Here is a 23,173-nt window from a genome sequence, read left to right as displayed (position 1 = left end):
CCTTTGTGACCAACATGCACACACGATCTCTCATCAAACAAACCCTGCTGGCATGCCTGATATGCCTGGGCCTCCTGCCAGTTGCAGCCAGCGCGGAACAACACACACTGACCATAACCGTCCAGAACGGACAATACGCGGAGGCGGGAACCATCGCCCCGTCGTCGGGATCGCATAGCATCAACAGCGGGGAAGTTGTAACCCTTTCGGCAGTGGCCCAGGCGGGATACACCTATCATTGGGAGTGCGCGGGAGCGCCGACGGTTCACAACCAGACGGGCAGCGTGAATCTGACGATGGACAAGAGTTACACGGTAAAGCTGGTGTTTGAGCCGGCCTCCTATTCGCTGACAGTGGACTCCCCCGTCGAGGGCGGAACCGCGGCCGTGCAAGCCCCCGTGCCGTCGGACATGTCGAACATTCCCGCAAGCACACTGGTGACGGTGAAAGCCACGCCTTCGGCGGGATACAGTTTTATTCGATGGACGACAGTGCCGTCGGACGAGCCCCTCAGCCCCTCCGCATCCTCGGCGGAGGCCAGCGTGTATATAAGCAGGGATGTGAAGCTCACCCCTGTGTTTGCGCAGGCCACCTATCTGCTCGATGTGCTGGACAGCCCGGCAAACATCGGCGGCGAGACGACGGGCGGCGGCTACTATATTTCCGGCGCCACGGTGAATGTCACCGCGACCCCGAACGCGGGTTTTGTTTTCGACGGATGGACGGTCACCGCGGGAACGGTGACGATTGCCAGCCCAGGCAGCACCAGCACCGCGGTCACGCTGGGAAGTGGCGCGGGTCCCTGGAAAATCACGGCCAATTTTAAAGTGGCCGACCCCCAGGCGACCACGCTCATTGTGATGTCGGACGTGGGCGGAACCGTCGAGGCCAAGCCTAACGCTCCTCCCCATGTGAGCCCGACCAATGTGGGCTCGGGCGGCAGCGCCATGATAAACGTGACCTCGGGCAAGACCGTTTCATTGAAGGCGTCCCCGATTGATTCCAATAAATATGATTTTTCGGGATGGGTTGGCCCCGTGAACAGTTCGTCGGTCAAAAGCACAAGCGTGGTTGTGACCGAGGCCACCACGGTCAGGGCTAAATTCAAGCCAAAGGCCTATAACTTCACCGCGGAAGCCGAGCTTGTCGGCGGGGGATGGGCGGGCGGCAATAAAATGGAAGCCACCGGCACGGGCGAGGATGGCAGCACCATAACGGCGATTTCAGGCGGATGGAACTCCCGGGCCATGCAATATGGCACAACCGTGACACTCAAGGCGACGCCCGCGCCGGGATACGCTTTTGTGAAATGGGAGGTTGCCTCCGAAAGTAAGTTGTCCTCGGCGGACAAAGCGGCGCTGGCGGCGGCAGGCGCGTCAACGGGCGTGGTCACCGCCACGGTGACAATGCCGTCGAAGGCAACCAAGGTGACGGCGAAGTTCCAGAAGATCCCAAGCACATACACGCTCACGCTCAACAAATCCACCGGTGGCGGCGCCACGGCGTCCGGCACATTCACCAATCCGTTCACCAGCGTCACCTCCACTGTGAACGTCGTTGCAAACGGCTCCGGCAATTACCAGGAGGACACCAATGTCACCATCAAGGCCGTTCCCGAGGCCAATTATAAATTTCACCAATGGACCGGGGATAATGTTGCGAGTATGAGCAGCGGCACGACCACGGTCAAAATGACCTCGGCCAAAACCGTCACGGCCACGTTCCAGCGCACGCATTCAAATCTCACCGTCAATATCTTGCCCGCCGGGGCTGCGACTGCCGGGGCAAAGGTCAAGAACAACGCAACCAATGCCGACGTCACCGGCTCCACCACGCAGCTTATTGACTCCACGCTTTCGCTCAAACCCGTTGGTGCCACGGGTAGCGGAGTGACTTGGGTGTTTGATCACTGGGAGGGCGACCTGACCGGCAGCGCCGATCCCGGCTCCATCAGCATGAGCACGGACAGGACGCTCACGGCGGTTTTCGTGGCGCGTTACACACTCACACTTGACTGCTCGATTGCGGAGGGCGGCAATGGATATTCCGTGTCCGCGGGCACCCTTGTATGGGAAAGCACCAACAAGTGGACCGCGGTTTATCCCGCGGGCACCGTGGTGACGATCACCGTGCTTCCCGGTGGTGACAACGCCTTCGTCAATTGGACGGGCGACACGTCCGGGGTCACGGGCACCGCGCTGACAACCAATCCCATCACGGTAACAATGAACAGCGCGCGCACGATTACCGCCAATCTCTCGGCAGGAAGCCGTGTGAAAGTTACCGCAGTCAGGGACAAGGGCTGCACGACCGCCTGGCATCCGAGTCAATCGGAAGCCGACGCCATCCGGGTGATTGGCAACTTCACTCTCAGCGGCAGGGTCTATTCCTACCTGACCCCATACGGGGTCGCCCCGGATAAAATCAGTGAGGGCGCGATTGCCAAGGGGGCCACCGTCCAACTGACGGCGCCGCAATACATCACCGATACCGTTTCCGGGGTGCAATGGGAATTTGTCCGCTGGGTTAAAGCGTGGTCTGCGAACGAGGCGGAAATATGGGACGCCCCCGTGATCTCCACTTCGCCAAACTGCTCTTACACACTTCCCTCCGAAGGCGGCTCGGGCGTCTCCGCCGTCTACACCGACAAGCGCACACTTGCCGCCACCGTCAAACTCGACGGTGCCAGCACGACGGCGATTCAGGTCCAGGTCAATTCGGCGCTCCTGACCACGGGCGGCACCGAAGATGTGACCTATAATGTGCCCGCCTCGCTGAACGCGGCCACCGCCTCGGCCACGAACTATGTGTTTTCAGGATGGAGCAATGTTGATGGTGGCTCGACCGACGCGGCCACCGCCACCGCCACGCTTACTTCCGACAAGACCGTCACCGCCCAATACAAGACCAGGCACTACCTTTCCGTCGGCCTGCTCACAAACCCGACAGGCGGCGAAGGCGCGCTGGACGCCGGAGCCCTCATCTCCGTCACCAATGCCACCACTGGCAAAACGCTTGCCCTTGGCTCGAATCCCACCGTGTTCGCGGTTGGCCGCGGCGAAAATGTGACACTTGTCGCCCAATCCGCAGTCACCGCCGGAACAACCAAATACCGCTTTGCCGGCTGGGACACCAACAGCGACGGCATTGCCGACAACACCGCGACCACCTATACCGTTTCGAGCATTTCCGGCGACGCCACGGTCAAGGCCGTTTACATCCGCCTCCAAACACTCACGATTTCGGTCGCGCCCGTGGACGCCGGAACGACCAGCCCCTCAGCCGGGGTTTACGAGCACACCTACGACTACAACAGCAACGTCAACCTGAACGCGGATGCCTCCGCGGGCAAGGCCTTCGACAAGTGGACCACCACCACGGGCGCCGTTTTTGCCGGCGGCGCGACATCGTCGGTGAACTCGATCACCATGAACGGCGACCACTCCATCGTCGCCAACTTCAAGGTCGCGTCCAACGCGCTCAACGTCCGCATTCTCGTCAACGGCGTCACCCCCAATCCCCTGCCATCCGGCCTCTCTGTAAACGCGGACGGAACCACGCTCACGCACGGCCAGAGCAAGGACTACAACTACGGCACTTTTGCCAACATAACCGCGGCCACGCCCGCCGGCTACAACTTCATCGAATGGCAGAGCGCCGACAAGCCCGTCTCCCCCGGGGGTTCAAATCCCGCCGGCACCATTGAAATTCTCGGCCCGCAAACCGTCACCGCCTCCTATAGGGCCCTGCACAACGTCACCCTCACCAAGGAGGTGAGGCCGAGTGGCGCCGGAGGCACGCCCGTCGCGCTCGAATACGAAAGCGTCTCGGGCAATGTTTACACCTATGCGCACAACAACACCGCCACGCTTGAGGCCAACAAGGCGGCCGGCTTCAAGTTTGTCGGCTGGGAAATTGACACAAACAACGACGGAATCGCCGACATCACCTCGACCGAGGAAACCTACAATATCACCGTCACCAGCGCGCTCGGCGTGAAGGCGATCTACGCACTGGAATACCAGCTCACACTCGCCGCCAGCCCCGCCGGAACCGGCTCCGTGGCGACCAGCCCAAGCTCCACCAATCCCTCCACGCGTTACCACGGCGAGGAAGTGTCGATTGTCGCCACCGCCAATAGCGGATACAATTTTGCGAATTGGACCAGCTCGCCCGGCAGCACTTTTGCCAACGCGGGCGCCGCGTCCACCAAGATCACGATCGGTGGCAACACCACCGCCACGGCGAACTTCTCCGCGGGCGGCGCGGGTCTCACCGCGTATGTCGAAGTTGACGGAGGCTCGCCCAAGCCCGGCACCTTCACCGACCTCTCGATCACCGCGGATGGCACCACGCTCTACAGCACGCAAACCAAGGCCTACTCCTTCAACGACACCGTCAATGTGACCGCCTCCACCGCCAGCGGCTACAAGTTCCTCGGCTGGTCCGGCTCGCTCACCGACGCGACCAACCCGGGCAGCTTCACGATGAACGCCCTCGCGAAGAGCATCACCGCGCGTTACTCTTCGCTCCACACGGTCACACTGCTCACCGAGACGCGGCCTAGTGGCACGGGCGGCTCGCCTATCGTTTCCACCAATTACGAAAACGTTTCCGGCAATGTTTACACCTATGTGAACGGCTCGACAGTCACCCTCTCCGCCAACGCATCCGCCGGTTATCGTTTCCTCGGCTGGGATGTCGGCAACGACGGCAGCATTGACAGCACCTCCGTCAGCCATTCGTTCCAGATCGCCGCGAGCACGACCATCAAGGCCGTTTACGCCAAGGAATACACCATCACCTTCGAGCGCGCCCCGTCCGGCGGCGGCACGATCAACAAAGCATCCTCCTACACGGCATATCACGGCGAAATCATCACCAACATCGTCGCCACGCCTTCCCTGTATTGGAACTTCAGCAAATGGACCTCCCCCGATCCGGCTGTGAACAACACGACCGCGAACCCCATCGTCGCCTACACGGTCACCGGCCCGCAAACCATCACCGCCAACTTCACCGCGACCGGTGAAGCGCTCATCAACATCACGATCAACATCAAGCTGGATGATTCGACCAATCCGGCGTGTCCGCTTACCGTTGCGGCGGGCGGTTCCACCGTTCCCGGCGAGGGCTCGGCGAGCGTCCTCTCCGGCGGGCAAAGCAAACAGTATTACATTGGCGACACCGCTGGTCTCTCCGCCGCGATTGTTTCGGGTTACGACTTCATTCGGTGGGAAGACACCAGCAGCACCAATCCGGTTCGCACCGAACCTGTGAGCACCTCGAAAACGCTCACCGCGATTTACAAGACCAGGGTCACGCTCACGATGGCGATCAATCCCCTCGGTCTCGGCACGACGGTTCCCTCGGTCGGCAGCCACACGACCTCGGACGACGGCATCCTCTACAAGGGGGAGACCGTTTACATCAATGCCGAGCCCTATCCCGCGAATATAGACACTTACGCCTTCACGGGTTGGACGGTGAGCAACGGCGCCGGCCCGGCGAACCCGAGTGTTGAAAGCACGAGCCTTGTGCTCGACGCGGCCACCAAGACCGTGACGGCCAACTATGTCTCCGGCCACAAGCTCGAGGTGCGTGTGAAATACGAAAACACGACTTCCACGGACGCTCCCAAGACCTTTGCCGTCGCCCACGGCACTCGCAAAACGCTCGCCAACGGCGCGGGCAATGTGGCGGGCATCTACATGTCCGATCCGAATGCGATGGATTATTCCGTTCGCACCATGGTTATCGGGGAGAACGCCAACATCCGCGCGATTCCCGCCGCACCCGGTTATGTCTTCAAGGGCTGGACTGCAAGCGAGACCAGCGATGTGCCCGACGTCGGGTTGACCTCGCCGAACATGACGGTGCTGATGGACGCGCCCAAGGTTTACACCGCCATCTTCGAAAAAGTTCGCGTCAGCCTCGAAGTTTACACGATTCCCGCGGGTGTTGCCGGCGTTCGTGGCGAGGCGCTCAACTGCAAGCTCGCGAGCGGCCCCGAGCCCCGCGTTTACGAGGTGTTTTATGGCACGAAGCCCTCACTCAAGGCCACCAGCGAAACAACCGATTATGGTTTTGTCGCGTGGTTCAAGGGGCGTGGTTATTCGTCCAATCCGGCCAATCGCTACTCGGAACAAGCCGAGGTCGTTTATTCCGAGCCGCTGACCGACGCCGTTACCCAAGTCACGGCCTATTTCCTCCCTTACGGCTTGCACCGCATGATCTTGTTTGTGGATCCGGAAAATGATGTTGATATTGAGCATGTAAAGGTTCCGGGAGCAGTTAATCAGACTTACACAATTGTGGACGGGCATCCGGCGTGCGTCGCCGATGTCGGAATCAACGATCCCTATTCCGAGGTCAAAATCTGGGCGGATCCCTCGCCCACTGGCCTGACCAACGACACTCCTGGCAGTGGACTTGGATTCCTGCGTTGGGAGCCCGGCTTTGGCGAAACAAACGAAGTCATATCCTGGCTCGAGGCAATCTACGAAAACGACACGAAGCTCAACTACCCGATCACAAGAGCCGAGGTGCGCCTGACCGCTGTTTACACCAAGGGCGAGGCCTACCGCCTGCGACTTAAGTGGGATCTCATAGACGGCAGCGCCGAAATCGACGAAAAGTATAAGGACGACTTCAAAAATGTCAGTCTGCTCGACGACTGGCTGGGCAATATTTATGGCAACACGATATATTTCGGGTATCCGCTCCTCTTGGTGAACCGCCAAGTCGAAATCAAGGACGGCATTTTCCCGGGCGGTCACATCGAGACATTTACTGCGGACGCCAGATTCCCCGACGGCCCCTTTGTCCTGAGCCACTGGACTGATGAGCAACCCGATGGCACGGTTGTTAATGATACAGCCCCCGGCGCGGGCGTAATGACGTTTAAAAGCGCGCCCGGCATCATCGGCAAACCGCAAACGGTCACCGCCTATGTTGACCTCCTCTGGTATAACATCGGGCTCAAGGCTCCCGTGCTCCAGCAACCCGCCGGCTGGTCCGCCACCACGATCACAGGTTCCGGCATGTTCAGCTGGCTGAGCTACGACGACACCGAGTATCCCTCTGATGTTTTCAAGGCGCGCGAACGGACTGGCGCGGACAAGAACCCCGCCTACGTTGCGCATTGGCAGCGCGTCAAGGGAGGCAGCGCCCCGGTGCTCCACGCCGCTGGCACGCCTTCCGGCTACCGCTTCCTCGGTTGGGATATCAATGATGACGGCAGCGCCGACTTCGCCGACACCAATTTCACCTTTAAGACCTGGCCCTCGGCATGGCCCACGAAGATGACGGCTGATCGCACGGTCACGCCCGTTTACATACGCCAGTTCGACCTCACGCTGAGCATGAACGCAGTCAAGCCGGATACCGAGGATAAGGTCGTGATGAAAGCGCCAAGCACCAACCCCGGCGGCATCGCGCTGGACAAGGGCAATCTCTCGGAGACCAAGACCTACGATTACAACACCACCTACACCATCACGGCCACGCCGCAAGAGCACCATGTGCTCGTCAAGTGGATCATCGAAAAAGCCACCGCCGACGGAGGGCTCGTCTATGATAGCACGGTCGAGAATCCCGCGACACCCGGCGACAGCGCGCCGCTTTCGATCACCGTGACACTTGATTATCCGACCAAGGTCACCGCCGTCTTCGCCAAGGAGCAATTTGACCTGACGGTGAACGTGGCGCCCAGCATATCGGACAGCGACACACACGGCCTTGTGAAACTCGACGGCATGCCCGTGAGCGGCACCACCAGCATCACCGAAAAACGCGACTACGGCACCAACCCGGCGATACTGGCCATTCCCGACGCCGGTTATGCGTTCAAATACTGGACGGTCACACCCGATTCCCTCGCATTGCCCGAGTTCAAGGCGCACGCATCCACTTCCGTTCAAGTTGACGGAACCAAGACCGTGACCGCGCACTTCGAGCGCCTCGTCTCGCTCACGATGGCGGTCGATCCCTCGACGCTGCCCTATACGATTGTCACGCCCAACGTATACGAAGGCGGCGCTCCGCGCACCTACACCGAGCTGGCGGGAGAGCGGTTGACCGACGGCTCCGTGGTCACCATCCAGTCCGGCACCGACTCCGGGTATGATTTTGTGGGCTGGACAATCGTGGACGGAAACGGCCCGCGCACCGAAACCACGCCGACCACCACGCTCACCCTCTACGGCGACACCACGGCGACGGCCAACTACGCGAAACTCTTTGATGTCACCATCAAGGCGCCTGCTTCCATAACAGAAAACGCCACCATCACCGCGTCGCCCGCCCCGATATCGGGCGGACCCATGACGTCGAGCGCGGGCGGCATGGACGCCACCGGCAAATACCGCGAGAACACAAGCGTCACCTTCTCTGCCACCTGCACCCATTTTGAGGTGGATCACTGGATTGTCACCATCGACGGCGTGCCGCAGCCCGGACCGTATCCAACCGGCTCCACGCTCACGCTCACCGTCACCGGCGAACTCTCGGTGGAGGCGGTCTTCAAGCCGAAAAACTACACGATCACCGTGGAGCCTTACTCGGCCAATTCCCTCACTCCGATCGCGACATCGCTCGACGGCACCTGCTCCGCGGTTTCGCCGGGGACTCACAACTTCCTGCCCAAGGGAGCCAACAGCACATGGACGCTGCCCTACGGCGCGAGCGTCACGCTTTCCACAACCGCCGCCGACCATTACGGGTTCAACAAATGGACGGACACCAGCCACTCGACAGTTCATGGCACCGAACTGCTCCACACCTTCACCGTCAGGGGCAACCAAACCATCCACGCCGAATTCGTCCGCAGTGAATACCTGCTCACCACGTCGGTTGATCCCTCGGGCGCCGGCGTGATTAGCAACGACGGCAACCCGCGCGCGAACCCCGCCACGACGACTCATTCCGCGGGCTCGAACGTCACGCTTGTGGCGGCTGCAAGCTCGGCCGACACCGATTTCGAGAAGTGGACCGGCGATACCCTGTCGGCCTCCATCAGCGGCGCGACAATCACCCTTCCGATGAACCAGGACCGCTCCGTCGGCGCCGAGTTCGTCAATATCGTGCGCCTCAAGGTTGCGAACCCGAACCCGGCTTACGGCACGATTACGGTGTCGGGTCAGCGCCGCACCGAAACCGACGGCGGCGAGACGATTTATGTCTTCAAGGTCGGCACGCAGGCCACAATCACTGCCACGCCCGCGTCGGGGCACCACCAGTTTGACTCCTGGACGTTCTCCCCGTCCACGCCCGCAGGCGTGGTGCCGGGCAACGCCACCAACAGCTTCACCATGGAGGCCTCGCCCAAGGTGATCACGGCAACGGCGAACTTCTCTCCCAAGGCCTACAGCCTCACGGTTCAGGCTCGCGCCACGGGCGGCCAGGCGGCGCCCTATGACGGCGCACCCGTCGCCACATCGCTCACCGGCGTTGGCGCGTTCCCCGACGCACCCGTGGTGACGAACAACTTCCTCACCACACCCACGGTTTCCGCCAGATTTGACGCCGGTGTGCAGCTCGCCACGACAGCTGCGCCATATTACCGTTTCGTTCGCTGGACGGACAGCACCGGGGTTGCAAACCTCGGCACAAACCCCGATGTGTTCCCCTACACAATGTTGGGCGGTAACCAGACCGTGATCGCGCTGTTCGAGCGCAGCGTGTATAAACTCACCGCGCACGTCGATCCTGTGGGCGGCGGCACAATTGCCCGCTCACCCGCCGGCACGGCTGACCCGCATCCCACATCGCCCGATCCCGACACCCAGGTTTATGCCCCCAACACTTCGGTGACACTCACCGCCAACGATACCACGACAGGAAAGATATTCACCGGGTGGAGCGGCGACGCCGCGGGCATGGAGTCGCGTTCGATTACCTATGTCCTGACAAGGGACTACGAGGTCACGGCCAACTTTGCCAACGCACGCACACTCACCGTCCCCAAGGCGGAGCATGGCACGGTCACCGTGTCGGGTTACAGCCCGTATGTGGCGGTCGTGGAGAATCCCGACGGCTCCAAGACCTACACGTTCGTCGAGAACGCGACGGCGACTCTCACTGCGACACCCGAATCGGAGCATTATTATCTCGACCACTGGACTTTCAGTCCCGACATATCAGGATCCGTTTCGCCGAACCCCGGCACGAACCCCGCGCCCGAGCGCATCAGCTTCCCGGTGACCCAGGACGTGACGGCAACGCCGTTCTTCCAGGCCAAGACTTACACACTCACAGTCACGCCCATACCGGCGGCGGGTGCCGCCTCGCTGGTCGCCCACCAGCTCGGCAATCCCGACCACGACTTCATTGTCACCTCGACAATGTCGCGCCTGTATTCCACCGACGTGACGCTGGAAACCTCGCCCAAGGACAACCCGGGCGAACGCTACCGCTTCGATTCGTGGAAGGAAGGCTACACCACGCTCGGTTCCGGCACCACGCTGCCGTTTGAGTTCGACCGCACCACTGAAATCACCGCGAACTATGTGCGCCAGGTGTTGGTAAAGGTCAACGCCCCGGTTGACGTGACTCCCGCCAACTCGGCTCCCCCGGCGACGCCCGGCAACGTCACGCCCGGCGAGGGTGTTTACCGTTACGACGTGCGGACAACCCCGCAGTCCGTGACGATCACGGCGGTCGCGTCCACAGGCTTCAAGTTTGTTGATTGGGGCGCGGGCTTCGATGACACCATCGCGGCAAGCAAAACCGTGAACACGACGGACACCGCCAGCACCGCGACGATCACCTTTAATATCACCGACGCGCTTGCCAACCTCGGCGACATCGAACTGACGCCGCGCTTCGAGCGCCGCCTCTACACGGTGAACATCGAGCGCTGGGAGCGGGGCATGGGCATGGCCGGTCTTGGCGGACTGCTCGGCCACTCGCCGGGCGCCGATGTGGGCACAAACCAATATTACTACGGCACCGTGATCACGGCGAACATGAGCCAGGTCTATTCAACCTACCGCTTTGTGGGCTGGGGCTGGGGCGCGGACACCACCGCGAGCCGCGTCGTGCAGCAAAACGCCACCGGCTCCATGCCGGAGACCTACAGCTACACTGTCACCGCCGATCAGACCATCAGTGCCATCTTCACAAAGGTTTGCGTGATCAACCTGACCTCGGATCCCGCCGACGGATCGCAGGGCACCGCGACCATCACCTCGCCGCTGACCGGACGCCCCGTGGGCGGGTCGCCGACCAAGACGGAGTTTGATTACGGCACCATTGTGTTTGTCCAGGCGACACCGGAAACCGGAGCCACATTCCTCGGCTGGGCCGGCGCGGTCGCGGACGCGGACGCGCCCTCCACCTACATCGAGTTGAAATCCGACCAGGCGGTCATCGCCCGCTTCAAACTCGCGGTTTATCGCAATCTCACGGTGAGCACCACGCCTTCCACAGGCGGCACCGTAACAATTAACGGCAACCCCGTGGACTCCGCGGGCGTGGGAACTGCGAACCCGGTTTCCTACACGAAGCAAATAAACGACGGCGACACCGCGCAACTGACGGCGACCGCGGCCCCGGGCTATGCGTTCGCCGGATGGGAACCCGCCTCCGCGGTGACCATTAACAATCCCGCCGTGCCCTCGACAGGCGTCCTCATGAACGCGGACAAGACAGTGGCCGCGAAGTTCACGCCGCGCAACTACGCGCTCCAAGTTCTGGCATTGCCCTCCGCGGGCGGCTCGGTGAGCGGCGGCGGCTCCTATGCCTACAGCGCCACGGCGAGCGTCAGCGCCACGGCCAACCCAGGCTACTATTTCTCGGGATGGGACACGGATGGCAACGGCTCCATCGACGTGCCCGCGGGCAGCCCAACCGCGACATCGGGCAGCGCGACCATCACCATTACCACCGATCAAACGGCATACGCGATTTTCCGCCCCATCTCGCAAGCGGGCAGTATCACCATTGCCGTGTATGAGGATGTGGACGGCACTTACGTGCTCAACAGCGCGGCGGCGTCCACTGACGTGTCCGCACCCGATGAATTCGGTGACGTAACATTGACGGCCAGGCCCGCCGCAGGCTATCAGGCGATCGGTTGGGGTGGTCCGGACGTTGGCGCCGGCGGCACCTACGTCGACGACCCGGTTACCAACACCTACACCATGGTGGTTCCCGCCGATCAGGACAGGCATATCCATTTCTATGTTGGCCGTGACAATGTGAAATTGACATGGTCGGCGCTTCCCACCGACGGCGGCTCGGTCGAGTTCGTGCCCGCGGGCGGCTCCTACCCGGCCGGCACGACCGTGCGCGTCATCGCAAAGCCGGAGAGCGGCAAGAGCTTCATTGAATGGACCGGCGACCTTTCGGGCTCGTCCGCGGACACCACAATCACGCTCACGGAAAACAGCCATGTTGTCGCCAACTTCGAAACCGTGCGCACATGGCAGGTGACCATGACGTTCGACACCGCCTCCGCCTGCCATTCGTCCGGCGAGGACAAACTGATCCTTGACGGCACGCCCATCGCATACGGCGACATGCCCGGCTTGATAACGAAGTTCTACGGCCACAGGGCTCGAGTGCTGGCCAGCTATTCGCTGAAGGACATTGGAAATTACGCCTTCGAGGGATGGACCAATGTGTCCGCCTCGGCAATCCAGCCCACGGTGCTGCCGAATTACAGCATCTACGTCGAGTCCAACCTCGACATCAGGGGCCTGATCCAGCCGATCAACCCGATGCTCGAGACGAAGATCAGAATGCTGAATCTCGATGACGACTTTCAGGGCAAGGATAAGACCAACGTCATATCCATCGGCGGAAGCATCAGTCTTGGCGGCGTCGTCACGATGGGGCAGGTCTGCACGATCCGCGTGGTTCTTGAGGATGATTACATGATCGACCACTGGGCGCAACCCGCGGGCAGCTCCGTGCTCAGCGCGACGGAAACCACGGGCGTTGACGCGGAGTCCGGCAAGCGCTGGGTGGAACGCACCCTGACGGTGCGTGACAAGGTCACCTATGTCGAAGTCTTCCTTGCGCAAGGCGTGGATCCCTACGCCGGCACGCGCAGAAACATTGTGGACGGCGGCAAAAACCTTCTCGACGATGTTCCAGCCACCCGAAGCAGCGGCCATTTAATTGATGGCCAGCGGGAATAACGCCGCTTTGTATTGGGGATATCATGCTCATATTGGCTGCACAGTCCGCTCCCGCCTTGCCGGTGGAACCCTGGGTCATCGACGCCGTTGTCGCGATCATCGGTCTTTTGATCGCCGTCGCCGCCGTCTGGCTGCAATGGTCCCACTTCAAAAAAACCCACCCAATCAGCCAGCAGGGCAACCGCACGCGCGCGCCCTTTGGCATGAACACACCGTATAACCGCTGGAAGAGCCTCTACTGGCGGGAGGTGCGGGCCACGTTCGTCCTCGCCCTCATATCGCTGTTCATGGTGGGTTTTATCGTGGCATGCCGCAGGGAGGTGACGGTTGCCTCCATCGCGGCAATCGTATTTTGGCTCGGCATGTTCTTTTATAACCTATGGGTCGCCCAATGGTATGCGTGGCGCATTCAAAACAAACGCCGTCGATAATCGACAATTTGTGTCGCGCTCCGGCTCCTCATCCTTTTCATGGAAAAAACCACAATGACTACAAAACTTCGCTCCATTTTTCCGCTCCTCGCGGTTCTTTTTGCGCTCGTTGCGCCGATGCATGCCGATGTTGCGCAAACTCCGTATCCGCGGCCGCCCGAGCCCGAGACCGCGCCGTCGCGCTTCGGCTCCGATCTCTATACGGTGGACAAAATCCTCGTCGAGTCCACGAGCGTCGTGGGCGAGATGGCGCGCTATCGCATCCGTGTCGAGGCGCTCGGCGACATTGAGCAAATTCGCGTCCTTGAAAATCTTCCCGCCGGCCTCGAATACGTCAGCGCCGAGCCCGCGCCCGCCGAAACCAAGGGCGGCTCCTACATGTGGACATGGCCGAACATGGCCCGCGGCTCTTCGCAGGACATCGTCATCACCGTGCGCCCGACACAGGGCGGCTGGTTCGTGACCAACACAAAGGTCGCCGTCGTGCCCACGCTCGGACTGCCCATCTTCGCGGGCACGCCGAAACTCGAGCTCACCAAGACCGGTCCCACGCAGGCCGAGCTCGGCGACGACATCAACTTCCGCCTCACCGTTTCCAACGTCGGCAACGCGCCCGCGCGCGACGTCATCGTCAGCGACACGCTGCCCGCCGGCCTCTACGGCCCCGATCGCAGCAGCAATGTCGTGACGCACAGGGTCGGCCTCCTCGCCGCCGGCGAAACCCGCATTATCGACGTTCCTGTTAAGGCCGGCATCAAGGGCGAATGGGACAACCGCGCCAACGCCTACTCGACGCACCTCGTGCAGGCCAACGCCGTCGCGCATGTTTCCATCGTCGAGTCCAAGGTCGCCATCACCAAGACAGGCCCCGAGCGCGCCTTCGTTTTCTCGGCGGGCGGCTATACCATCAAGCTTACCAACGAGGGCGACACCGTCCTTGAAAACATCCAGCTCACCGACGAAATCCCCGAGGGCTCGCGCTACATCGGCTCCTCCTACGGCGGCGCCGTCAGCGGCAACCATGTCTCCTGGACCATCGACCGCCTCGCCCCCGGCGAGAGCACGATTCGCGAAGTCCAAATCTCCGCCAACCGCCCCGCCACATTGACCGCGGTCGCCAGTGCGAAACTCGCCACCGGCCGCACCGCGCACGCCTCCGCGACCACCGAGTGGGAGGGCGCGCCCGGCGTGCTCACCGAAATCATGGACGACGTTGACCCCGTCAAGACCGGCGCCCGCATCACCTACAGCATCAAGATCACCAACCAGAGCCCCATGCGCGAACTCACCAGTGACGCCGTGTTCACGCTCGCGCCCAACATGAGCGTGGTCGAGGTCACGAAGAACATGCGCGCCGAGGTTTCAGGCCGCACCATCACAATTAAAAACATAAGCCTGAAGGCGCGCGGCTCGGTTTCCTTCAAGATCATCGTGAAGGCGGACGAGCCCGGCATCGGCGGCCTTCGCTTCGAGTTCGGCAGCGGCCTGCTCCCGCGCCCCGTGGTCAAGGAAGAGTCGACCTACGTGTATTGATTGATTCGCATCTCCGCCCGTGAGTGGTAAAAATAGACAACGATTGGTCGCCGGCGTCGCGCTGACGCTGGCCTTGTCATGCGGCGCCTATCTGCTTTGGCAGACAGGCGCGAAGACGCGGCATTCGCCCGCGATGGCCGGGGCGCGGGTCGATGCGGCGCCTCGCGCATTGCCCGCGGCGACCAGCGCGACTTCATTCGCTGACCGGACACCGGAAACAGCGCCGGCTCTTGCGCAAGCCGCGCCGGCCGTCGCCTCCAATGCGGGCGATGGCGGCGCGCAATCAACCCGCCGTCCCCAAAAAACATTGCGGGACGCCGATGTCGTCAATGTGCGCGAAATTCTTCCCGGTCTTGAAGGCAGTGTTGCCAACTGGACGGAATACACTCCCGAGCTGTTGACCATTGCGCTCCCAAGCGGACGCACGGTTGATTTTGCCATGACTTCGGTCCGGGCGGAGCACGACCGCACAATCTGGAATGGTCGTTCCGATGCCGATGACGCGTCCGCCTTTCTCGTTACCGTGGCGACGCGGGACACTTGGTTCACCGCAACAACCGATCCGGAAACCGGTGACAATGTCGTTTATTACATCACAGGCATGCATGCCCGGCGCCTTGTCGCCGCGCCCAGTCGCGCTGCGTGCGGGACGGGAGCGTCGCCGGTCGCAATGGAGGCTCCGCCAGCCCTTCAGTCGCAGGCCGGCGCGCCGGAGGTTTTGGCCGCGTCGTCGTCCTACACCGTGGATGTCCTCTTTTTTTACGACCAGACTGCATTGGACACCGCGGGCGGAAGCTCGGATTATGTCAAGTCGTGGGTTGTGGGTTATCTTGAAAGCAGCAATCTCGCGCTTGGAAACAGCCTTGTGAACAATTTTCGCTGGCGCTTTGCCGGCATCTACCAACTCCCCGCTTATGACGATGGCGAGGATCTTGATGCGGAGGGCTCGCTCTCGGCCATATCGAGCCAGCAGGGCGCGGTGGGCTCTTTTGTTCATCAGAAGGCCCAGTATCACAGCGCCGACCAAGTTTGTGTGTTCTTTGGCGTCGATGACGACACGGCCGCGGGAATCGCCCAGTGCCCCGGCCACTATGCCGCCGTGCATTTCGGCCCGAGTGTGGGCTATACCACCCTCGCGCACGAACTGGGCCACAACTTCGGGTGTTATCACGACAGGGATGAGGCCGCCGCCGGCGGCACGGATGATGACGGTTATTACAATTACGGGCATATCTTCACGGTGTCCGGCTCGGGCTCTTTTGGCACGATCATGTCCTACGCGGGCACATCGTTGTATCCCGGCTCCCGGCGTATCGCTTTTTTCAGCAATCCCTCGGTCACCTATTTGGGCGTTCCCACGGGGCTTCCCGAGGGCGATCCGCGGGCCGCCGACAACGCGCGCTTCCTTCGCGAGGAAGCCCCTGAAATGGCGTCTTACAGAAGCGCGCCGGCCACCGCCCCTTTTATATCGACCCATCCGAGATCGGGTCATTACGCGGTCGATTCCACGATCACGCTGACTGTCGTGGCCACTGCCGACCAGGCTTTTTACCAGTGGAAAAAAGGCGGCAAAGCCATCGCCGGAGCCACGGATTTGTCGTATGTGATCGACAGCGCGCAGGAATCGCACGCCGGGCGCTACACCGTGACTGTTTCCAATATCAAGGGTTCCGTCACGAGCAACGAGGCCGTGATCGGCGTCGGCGGCGACAACGGCTGGGGCTGGGGTTACGGCACCGGCGAGTCTGATTTGGGCGGCGACGATGTTTCCGGCGGCGGCGGCGCGCCTGGCTTGTATTATCTTTCGGTGCTCCTCATGCTGGCGCTTGTCCGCCTCGCCTCCTCGCGCAGATCGCAATAGTATTCAAAAGCCAGTTTTGGATACTTAACGGAAGGGCGCGCTCACCGGGCGCGAGTCTCGTGCGCATCCGTGTTTTCTCCAGGCGACCTCGTTCAAATTTCGCTTCTTGTGCACACTATTTTTACGTTTTAATTGAATATAGATAATTGCGCGCGGACTTTCTGCTTCACGAAAATGCGCGGCACGTTGACGCCCGTTTTGCACGTCTTGCGCAATTGCTCTTGATACCTGTCCGAATTCTGACCCACCCACCCACATTCCATGAACACCACAAACCTCGCCGAGTTGGATCAATCGGTTTGCAATCGCACGCGCGGCCTTTTCGCGCTTTTTTTGTCCGCGGTCTTCGCAGTCCTTGCCGGGCAGTTGCCGGCGCAGACATATATTCCCGATAAATCGTCGGGTTTTTTGATCACCGCTCCCGGCACGTATATCCTTGCCGCCAACAACACGGTCACCGGGACCGGGGTGATGAGCAACGTCAGCGTTGAGCTCCAGATCGAGACGGGTGCCCTTGTTCGGAGCAGCACGACCGGTGTTTATTTTACGGCTGGCGGCACGATAACCAACTCCGGCTCGATTCGCAGCAATGGCGCGGATGGAGTTTTTTCCAACCACAATGCCACGCTCATCACGAACAACGCGGGCGGCTACATCACCGGAGATATTGGCGTCAGCCTGAATGCTGGAGGCGCGATTGAGAATTCCGGCACGATCTTCAGCGGCAACAATCTTGGAATTTCCTCTTCCAACAACGCCACGCTTGTGACCAACAACGCTGGCGCGCTGATTCAGGGTCTCAGCACCGGTGTCCGGCTGCATGCCGGGGGCACGATTGTGAACGCCGGTTCGATTCAAAGCACCAATTATGGCGTTGCGTCCAACGACGCCGCCACGCTCATCAAAAACAACACGGGCGGTTACATTTACGGCGTCTACGGCGTCGCCCTGCATGCCGGGGGCACGGTCGAAAACTCCGGCACGATTTTAAGCAGCCGCCATGGCGTCTATTCTTACAACAACGCCACGCTGGTGACCAACACCACCGGCGGTTTGATCCAGAGCTACCGTAATGGCCTCACGCTTGAGGCCGGAGGCACAGTGGCCAACTCCGGCACGATAATCGGTAGCAATTATGGGCTCTTTTCCGGCAGCAACGCCACGCTCATCACGAACAACGCGGGCGGCCATGTCACCGGCTCCATCGGCGTTCATTTCGAAAAGGGCGGCACGATAACCAACTCCGGCTCGATAGTCGGCACGGTTGGCAGTGGTATTTATTCCGTCGGCGACGCGGTGATTGAAAACAACGCGGCAACCAGCCTCATTCTGGGAGCCAACCATGGCGTGTATGTTGAGGGCGCCGCCAACGTGACCAACTCCGGCACGGTCAGCGGCGGCCTTGCCGGCGTCTGGCTTGAGGGCGGCGGCACGGTCACCAACAGCGGAACGATCACCGGCACGGACCCGGATGGCGGCTACGGCGTGTTTGCCCACAGCGTCCCCGTCACCATAGACAACAAGCAGCATGCCGTGATCGAGGGCGCGAGTTCCGGAGCCAGCCTCGGCGCGGGCGGCACGGCGACCAATGCCGGCACGATTCTTGGCGGCCATTCCGGGGTGGATGCCGCTGGCTCGGTCACCATCACCAACGACGCCGGGGGGCTTATGCAAGGCAGCTTTGCCGGCGTCAGCCTGGACGGGGACTCAACAATCACCAACTCCGGCACGATCATTGGAACGACTGACTATGGCATCCATAACGCAAGATACCCCAGCGACACCGTGCTCGCCAACAATCCCGGCGGTCTCATCAGAGGCATGGACACCGGGTTTCTGACAGAAAGCGATCTCACGATGACCAACTCCGGCACAATCATCGGCGTGACCAACGAGGGCGCCAGAATTCGCGGCAAGGCGGACATCACCAACTCCGGCCTTGTCGAAGGCGCCCAAACGGGTGTGAACCTCGACGGGTCCATGGGACTGACGGACAGCATCATCCGCAACACCGGCACCATTCGCGTGGATTCCTCCAGTGCCGGTGCCGGCATCTATATTGCCCAGGACAAGGCCGTGGTCAACAACCTCGCCAACGGCCGGGTCGAGGGTGGCGCATACGGCATCCATGCGGATGGCAGCGACATCTCGACTCTCGTCACCAACGCCGCGGGCGGACGGATTTCGGGCAACAATATCAGCGTCTGGCTGAATAGCGGCACCGTCATCAACACCGGGGAAATCAAGGCGGGAGAGGTTGCCGTGAGCATCGGCGGTGCCGGCGCCTATGTGGAAAATAAACCCGGCGGCGACATCGGCGGCGACAATATAGCCGTGCATCTTTTGCGGGGCGGCTCGGTGGCCAACAGCGGCACGATCATCGGTGGCAGCACCGGCGTTCAGGCCGACGAAACGACTGTTATTGGAAACACCGGCGGCGTGATCACCGGCGGCATCATTGCCGTGTATCTCACGCAAGGCGGCACGGTCACGAACAGCGGCACGATCATCGGCAATAACGATTCCGGCGTCCGGGTCAACGGAGCCATCGCCACGATCACCAACGCACCGGGGGCCCTGATCGAGGGCGGCAATATAGCCGTGTATCTCACTCAAGGCGGCACGGTCACGAACAGCGGCACGATCATCGGTGCCAACACTGGCATTCAAGCCGCCGATGCCATCGCCACGATCACCAACACTCCGGGTGCCCTGATCAAAGGCGGCAATAAGGCCGTGTATTTCACGCAAGGCGGCACGGTCGCAAACAGTGGCACGCTCCTTGGCGAGGGCGACTCCGGTGTTTACTCCGACAGCGGCGTCACCGTGGTGGAAAACACCGGCGGCCAAATCCAGGCTGGCATGAACGGCGTGTGGTTGGGCGGCGGCGGCAGGGTGCGCAACACCGGCATTATCACCGGCACGGACAGATCCGGCATTTATTCCGCCGCCGATGCCGTGGTTGAAAACATCGGCGGCTATGTGCGCGGCGGGTTTTCCGGCGTGTTCGTGGAGGGCTCAAGCACAATCACCAACACCGGCACGATCATCGGCAGGGACGACTCCGGCATTTCCGCCCAAAGCGGCGTTACCGTGGTGAAAAACACCGGCGGCCAAATCCAGGGCGGTTGGGACGGCGTGCGTCTTGGCGCCGGTGGCACCGTCACGAACAGCGGCACGATCCTCGGCACCGCAGGCTACGGCATCTTCTCCCAAGGCGGCATCGTTGTGGTGGAAAACACCGGCGGCCAAATCCAGGGCGACTGGACGGGCGTGCGTCTTGTCGCCGGTGGCACTGTTACGAATTCCGGCATGATCCTCGGCGAGAGCGACTCCGGTGTTTACTCCGACAGCGTCGTTACCGTGGTGGAAAACACCGGCGGCCAAATCCAGGGCGGACTGAACGGCGTGTGGCTGGGCGGCGGCGGCAAGGTGCGCAATGCCGGCGCGATCACCGGCACCGCCGCAAACAGCCGCGGCATTTATTCCGGCACCAGTGCCGTGGTGGAAAACACCGGCGGCGCCATCAAGGGCGGACTCACCGGCGTGCACATCGCGGGCTCGGGCACGGTCACCAATACCGGCACGATCATCGGCACGGGCAGCGCGGGCATATACTCGAAAGACCTCCTCGAGCTTGAAAACATCGGCGGTTATGTCGGTGGCGGCCAATTCGGCGTGTATTTGCCTTCCGGCGGCACGGTGACGAATACCGGCACGATCATCGGCGAGGCCAGCACGGGCATTTATTCCAAGGCTTTAGGGACAGTCATCACCAACAACACCGATGCCCTGATCGAAGGCGGCCAGGTCGGCGTGAACCTGACTGCCGGCGGCACGGTGACCAACGCCGGCACGATCATCGGCATCACCGACGACGGCGTGCGGATCAGCATGAGCGCAGGCATGGTCGTCAACAGCGGACTGATCGAAGGCGCCATCGACGCCGTGGAGCTTACTTCCGGTGGCACCGTGCAAAACACCGGCACGCTCAGGGGTGCCTCCGGCATTTACTCAACCCAAGGCCTGGGGATGGTGGAAAATGCCGCCGGCGCGCTCATCAGCGCGACAAACATAGCGATTGAGTTGCGAGGCGGAGGCACGGTTGCCAACAGCGGCACGATCATTAGCGCGAGCAGCGCCAGCATCATTGCCAAAGCCCCCGCCACGATCACCAATGAGTCCACCGGCCTTATCCAAGGTGGCGACGGCGTCACGCTTGCTGCCGGCGGAACCCTCGTCAATTCCGGCACAATTGTCAGCGTGAGAGCGGATAGCATCGGCGTGTTCGGGACGGATGCCGCAGTCACGGTCACGAACACCACCGGCGGCGTAATCATCGGCCCCTACTATGCGATTAGCCTCACCGCCGACGCGGCGAACGAAGTGAACCTGTGGAACAGCAGCACACTCGCGGGCAACCTGCGCATCCTCGGCGCATCCTCACTGCTCACGCTCAACGGCGACGCGGGCACGGAGCAACTCTACTCGGACGCGGTGACCGGCAACACGACCTTCACCGGCACGCTCGTCAAGCAGGGCGCGGGCACCTGGACAATCGACAAAAACCCTGGCGCGAACATGAAGCAGCAAATGACCTGGGTCGATGGCGGCAAACTCATCGTCGATTGGGAGCAATACCAGCTCGAAAACGACGGGGTAATCTCCGCGGCCCACATCGCCGCCGGCGCGATCCTCGAAGTGCGCACCGCCAACACGGCCACCACGACCACGCTCGTCAACCCGCTCACCGGCGACGGCCTGCTCGACCTCGTCGGCACGGCGACGGTCAACGCGCCCAACGTCACCTTCGCGCTCGACGCCGCGATGGGCTCCGCCTTCAGCGGCACGGTCGGCGTGAGCAGCGCCTACGGCCACAAGACCGTCTTCGACCTCGCCACCTCGGAGACCGCGCTCGAAAACGCGACCCTCAAACTCAACGCCAACAGCGAAACCACGCTCGACGCCAACCGCGAAATCGGCGGCCTCGACCTGGCCGGCGGCACATTCCTGGTCAAGACCGACACCGCCACCGCGGGCCTGCCGCCCTACCGGCTCGACGTGGACAACCTCATGAGCACCGCGGGCGGCAGCAAGATCGGCGTGGACACCGAGGTGCTCTCGGGCATCAACCCGCCGCTGCCCCCCGGCGACGGCCTCAACCAAAACGTGTTCGACATGGACGTGATCCCGCCCGACACGCTGCTTAGCGGCACCATCGTGCACGGCGCGACCAGCACCATCGCCAACGGCGCGACCTTCGACATGGTCGACAGCGACGGCAACATACTGCCCTCGGGCACCAGCACGATCAGCTTCGGCCAGAACGGCCTCAATCCGGTCGGCGTGAACAGCTACGGCTACAACGCCATCCACAAAACCAATGGCAGCGGCGGCGGCGACATCGTGTTCAACTACGGCCTGATCTCGATCGAATCCGTCCACGCCACCGAGCTGGTCATCCTCGACCCGACCGGCTCGCTCGACAAGACCCTCAGCGCCAAGCTCACCGGCTCCGGCGCGGGCTTCGAGTTCCGCGGCTCCGAGGCGATCACCCTCGCGCACACCGGCAACGACTACACCGGCTCGACACTCATCAACGAGTCCGCCTGGATCATCGGCGGCGTCGCGGACGTGATCGCCAGCAGCACCAAAGTCACGCTCGCGACCGTTGACACCGGCTTCGACCTCGGCGGCAACAACCAGCGCCTGCAAAACCTCAACGGCCTCGGCAGCATCCGCCTCGGCGACAAAACGCTCACCGTCATCAGCACCGAGACCGGCGTGGAATTTGCCGGCGTGATCAGTGACTCCGGCAGCACCGGCAACGTCACCCTCACCGACAACAGCGAGTGGACGCTTACCGGCGCCAACACCTACACCGGCGTGACCACGATCGGCGCGGGCGCGCAACTGCAACTCGGCAACGGCGGCGCCACCGGCATGATCGCCGACGCCAGCGCGGTGGCCAACACCGGCACCCTCACGATCAACCGCAGCGACGACCTCGTCTACGGCGGCACCGTGACCGGCGCCGGCGTGTTCATCCAGCGCGGCGCCGGCACGACCATCCTCACCGGCGCGAACAAAATCGACGGCGGCCTGGAAGTTGAAAACGGCGCGCTGATGATCGGCCAGGACGACGAAACCGGCTGGTATTCCTCGACCATCGCGGCGAACGTCCGCGTGGACGAAAACGCCGG

5 protein-coding genes are annotated in these 23,173 nt (G+C 61.9%); all 5 read left to right on the top strand.

The annotated features are described in order from the left end of the window. Window positions 1-14 precede the first annotated feature (14 nt). On the top strand, window positions 15-13,145 hold the full coding sequence (locus M2447_RS12005; RefSeq protein WP_277558802.1) for an InlB B-repeat-containing protein: 13,131 nt from the start codon (window positions 15-17) through the stop codon (window positions 13,143-13,145). Between the two features lie 23 nt (window positions 13,146-13,168). Then, on the top strand, window positions 13,169-13,576 hold the full coding sequence (locus M2447_RS12000) for a hypothetical protein (protein ID WP_277558801.1): 408 nt from the start codon (window positions 13,169-13,171) through the stop codon (window positions 13,574-13,576). A 39-nt stretch (window positions 13,577-13,615) separates the two neighbouring features. Next, the gene (locus tag M2447_RS11995; RefSeq protein WP_277558800.1) at window positions 13,616-15,109 is read left to right on the top strand and encodes a DUF11 domain-containing protein; all 1,494 of its coding nucleotides are present in this window, start codon (window positions 13,616-13,618) and stop codon (window positions 15,107-15,109) included. A 19-nt stretch (window positions 15,110-15,128) separates the two neighbouring features. After that, window positions 15,129-16,970, top strand: coding sequence for a M12 family metallo-peptidase (locus M2447_RS11990; RefSeq protein WP_277558799.1), 1,842 nt, complete (start codon window positions 15,129-15,131; stop codon window positions 16,968-16,970). A 261-nt stretch (window positions 16,971-17,231) separates the two neighbouring features. Beyond that, a partial coding sequence (locus M2447_RS11985) for a hypothetical protein (protein ID WP_277558798.1) occupies window positions 17,232-23,173 on the top strand: 5,942 nt, incomplete at its 3' end.

It is taken from the genome of Ereboglobus sp. PH5-10 (genome assembly GCF_029504735.1).
Lineage (GTDB): Bacteria > Verrucomicrobiota > Verrucomicrobiia > Opitutales > Opitutaceae > Ereboglobus.
The sequence above is the reverse complement of the archived record's forward strand: the minus strand, read 5'-3'. Positions and strand labels throughout refer to the sequence as shown.

Excerpts from the sequence above, each read along its gene's own strand:
- M2447_RS12000 (WP_277558801.1), top strand. The coding sequence starts at position 13,169 with ATGCTCATATTGGCTGCACAGTCCGCTCCCGCCTTGCCGGTGGAACCC.
- M2447_RS12005 (WP_277558802.1), top strand. The coding sequence starts at position 15 with ATGCACACACGATCTCTCATCAAACAAACCCTGCTGGCATGCCTGATA.
- M2447_RS11995 (WP_277558800.1), top strand. The coding sequence starts at position 13,616 with ATGGAAAAAACCACAATGACTACAAAACTTCGCTCCATTTTTCCGCTC.